Source organism: Vibrio sp. 10N.222.54.A3 (assembly GCF_041474095.1).
Classification (GTDB): Bacteria; Pseudomonadota; Gammaproteobacteria; order Enterobacterales; family Vibrionaceae; genus Vibrio; species Vibrio crassostreae_C.
Genome location: NZ_JBFRTN010000087.1, coordinates 38,255 through 41,949, shown reverse-complemented (window position 1 = coordinate 41,949; position 3,695 = coordinate 38,255). Strand labels below are relative to the sequence as shown.

Annotated in this window: 5 protein-coding genes; all 5 read right to left on the bottom strand. The window is 44.2% G+C overall.

What is annotated here, in order from left to right; genetic code table 11:
• Nucleotides 1-126 precede the first annotated feature (126 nt).
• Complete coding sequence (gene ccmB / locus AB4507_RS18445; RefSeq protein WP_017060658.1) at nucleotides 127-795, bottom strand: heme exporter protein CcmB; 669 nt, start codon at nucleotides 793-795, stop codon at nucleotides 127-129.
• Between the two features lies 1 nt (nucleotide 796).
• Nucleotides 797-1,414 carry a cytochrome c biogenesis heme-transporting ATPase CcmA gene (gene ccmA, locus AB4507_RS18440; protein WP_136982079.1) on the bottom strand — a complete coding sequence of 206 codons (618 nt, stop codon included), beginning with the start codon at nucleotides 1,412-1,414 and terminating at the stop codon, nucleotides 797-799.
• Between the two features lie 278 nt (nucleotides 1,415-1,692).
• The gene (locus AB4507_RS18435) at nucleotides 1,693-2,205 is read right to left on the bottom strand and encodes a DUF2802 domain-containing protein (RefSeq protein WP_017060660.1); all 513 of its coding nucleotides are present in this window, start codon (nucleotides 2,203-2,205) and stop codon (nucleotides 1,693-1,695) included.
• The gene (locus AB4507_RS18430; RefSeq protein ID WP_017064109.1) at nucleotides 2,205-2,699 is read right to left on the bottom strand and encodes a chemotaxis protein CheW; all 495 of its coding nucleotides are present in this window, start codon (nucleotides 2,697-2,699) and stop codon (nucleotides 2,205-2,207) included. The genes AB4507_RS18435 and AB4507_RS18430 overlap by 1 nt, the downstream gene beginning before the upstream one ends.
• 72 nt (nucleotides 2,700-2,771) lie before the next feature.
• Nucleotides 2,772-3,695, bottom strand: a 924-nt coding sequence (locus AB4507_RS18425; protein ID WP_372082571.1) for a chemotaxis protein CheW, incomplete at its 5' end; no start/stop codon positions are given.

Here is a 3,695-nt window from a genome sequence, read left to right as displayed (position 1 = left end):
ATATTGCTTACAGCTATTAAAGCTATAATTATAATAATTTTATTTGTCTTGCTTTCAGTTTTATTGACTCTATGAGTCCAATCGACACATTTGGTTCACATTGGCTATACGATAACGGAACCCCAATCAGTTCACACTTACTCTAAGTGCGGCACTGATCGCAAAAGGCGTCATAGTCATCGCACCCATTAACATTGCCCCAAGCACCGCCAATTGACCGTTGTATGCAACGCCCAAAGCCGCAGCGTCAATTGCTGACGTCGCGAAGATTAAAATGGGGATGTAAAGCGGCAAGATTAACAGGCTTAACAGGACTCCGCCCTTCTGCAACCCAACGGTTAACGCAACACCAATCGCACCAATAAAACTCAATGCGGGTGTTCCTACCAGCAAGGTCAACACAACTGAGAGCCATGTATCAAAATCTAAAGACAACAAAACAGCCAATAATGGGCTGATTAAAATCAATGGTAACCCGGTCAACAACCAGTGTGCTATGACTTTGGACAATACTACCAACTGCAACGGGATTGGCATCAGCATCATCTGTTCAAGGGCGCCATCTTGAAAATCATCACGGAAAAGACGCTCTAAAGAGAGCAATGCAGAGAGCAAAGCGGCCACCCAAACAATACCCGCAGCAATACGCGCAAGTAGGTTTGGCTCTGGGCCAATACTCAAAGGGAAAAGCGTGATAACAATGATGAAGAACCACAAAGGGTTAAAGATATCCGCTTGACGTCGAAACGCGATAAGCAGTTCGCGTCGGATAATCGTGGTCATTGAAGAGATCATATTACTCACCCAACTTTATTTTTCTTAGTTTCGGGCTATCAGCAAACATATCTTGGTGTGTGGTTAACAACACAATGCCACCGTTGTCTGCATGCTGAGAAAAAAGAGATTCGAGAACTTTCACGCCCTGCTTATCAATGGCAGTCAGCGGCTCATCAAGAATCCACAACATTTGCTTGCTCAACCAAAGGCGAGCCAACGCAACTCGGCGTTGTTGGCCTGCTGAAAGTTGCCCCGCAGGTACGTCTTCTCTGCCCGCAAGCCCGACTTGAGCCAGCGCGTGATAAAGCTCTTCTTTGCTGGTACTGCCACTGTGAATCGACTGATAAAAGCTCAGATTCTCATAAGCACTAAGCTCGCGCTTTACGCCTGTTTGGTGACCAAGAAAAAGTAAATTTTGATGATAAACATCTCGACTCGATTCAATAGACTCACCGTCCCAAGAGATAGTGCCGTCATCGCGATCGCCTAAGCCAGTAATAATCCTAAGGAGTGTCGTTTTCCCGGTACCGTTACGACCTTCAACTTGAACCAGCTCACCTGGTTTCAATTGAAAAGACAACGATTCAAACAGAATCCTGTCGTCACGAATAGCAGTTAAATTTGAGACTTCTAGCATAGGTAAATTTAGTCGAGTAATGAGAGCGCTATAGTAGCACACCAACATGGTGACAAAACAGGACTAGGCGTTTTCGATAGAACAAAGTCGGTAAGAAACTGTTACCACCTCATCACAATTTACACATTTTCATCAACAAACAAGATATTGTCGTAGATACAAGCACTTATAAACATCGTTCTATATAGATCGGACAGGCATAAAAAAAGAAGCCGAAGCTTCTTTTAAGAGGGATACGTAATAAACATCAATTGCTCAATACGAATTAAGCGCTCAATTTAACGACGTCGAGGCGGGTCTCTGCGATCGCGAGAGGCATCGGGTTGCTGATCGTACGATGAAGGGTCGCTTCGTAATGAAGGAATTTTCTCTTTACCAGCAAGCTTGTTCTGCAGAGACATCATCAGCTCAGCTTCTGCTTTGGGTAATTCACATTCTTCAATTAACTCGTTAATCCCAGCGCCAAGCTGAACCATTTTCGTTGCACGTGTGTACAAACGTCCATCGGTATCCGCATGTTCCAGCTCAACAATACGTTCATTCAAATGTTTGATAAGATCTTGTTGTTCAGTCACTTTCTGGCCAAGGCCAACCACAACAGAGCGAACCTCAAGTAATTGCTTACTCGATTTTTGAAGCTCTTTGTCCAAGTTACGAACTTGCAGGCGTGACTGATCGAGCTGCTTTTGAATCGCACGTTTTACTTTGCTAATCAAAATCAGGATAAATAACGTAAAAACCCCAACGCCTGATATCAGAGCGACAGGGCTTAAAGGAAGCGCTTCAAACATTACAGGTGAGCCATCTCATCCCATTCGTCTTCGCTTAGTAGTTTGTTTAGATCTACTAAGATAAGTAGCTTGCCATCTCGGTTACTTACACCTTGGATGAACTTAGCACTTTCATCAGTACCAACACTTGGCGTTGTGTCGATTTCAGAAGAACGCAGGTAAACCACTTCAGCAACGCTATCTACTAGAATGCCAATTACTTGACGCTCAGATTCAATAACGATGATACGAGTGTTGTCTGTGATTTCACCTTGCATCAAACCAAAGCGAGAACGAGTGTCGATAACAGTAACAACGTTACCACGTAGGTTAATAATACCTAGAACGTAATCTGGAGCACCCGGTACTGGAGCAATTTCGCTGTAACGTAGTACTTCACGTACTTGCATTACGTTGATGCCGTAAGTTTCTTCTTCTAGCTGGAAAGTCACCCATTGAAGTACTTCATCATTCGTTTGCTCTTTTCTTACTTCAACTTCACTCATATGAGACATAGATAATCCTCTTGCCGTCGTTACCGACCACTATTATTAACTTGATGCTTATTGTTAGCCCAATGCTTATTACTAGCTTAATGCTTTTACATCTAGCCCTGCGTTTAGCATGGCGATTAATGCTTCAACATGAATCAAAGCACACATTTTTTCTTTTACCATACCAGCGAGCCATGGGCGTTTCCCTGCCATTTCTCGCCAACGTACTTTGTCTGTATTAAGTAGCTCGGTGCCTTTGAGCTCTGTGCCCGCCAGGCCCCACAAGCTCTCTCCAAGCATCACTATATATTGATAGTTTTCTTTGTATTCGTCACCTGATAGTTTCTCAGACATCACCCATTTTGCGGTGTCGACCACATCTAGCTGACTATCACGGTTGGTTTGTAAACCCAAATACCAAGCTGGCTTACCAATGATATGACTTAACTCTTCAAGGCGATGGATGCCGCCAAGCTCATCAAGTGGCACCGCAAAGGTCACGCCGTTTACATCAAAATACAAGACTTGAAAGTCTTCTTTGCGAACCGTACTTTCCCAAGAGGTAAACTGGTCAGCACCTCCTGCTTGAGTTTCGGGTTCAATAACTGTCTCGGGATCAGGAACATCAAGTTCAGGCTCAACAGCCTTAACTTCTACTTGTTCCGTCTCCAACGATTCAGCTTGTAACTCTTCAATTTGCTGCGATTCAACAGGTGGCTCTACAACAATTGATAAATCGGGTTCTGGAAGATTCCAATCCTGAATCTCTGGCTCTTCGAACACTTGAACAGACTCAACCGCGGCATCAAACATTTGCATGTCTGCTTGCTGGGCGATTTTCTGGGTGTTCTGATCCATCAACTCATCAAGGTTCAGTTCATCAACAACATTGGTCGCCTCTAAACGGCTGAGTAGTTTCTGAACATCTTCAAGGTTAGGAACCTCAAACTCAGCCGCGCGTATTTCTGCGTAGCTAGAGTGGTGACTCGAAAATTGGCGCTCTGGCTCTGGCTCTGG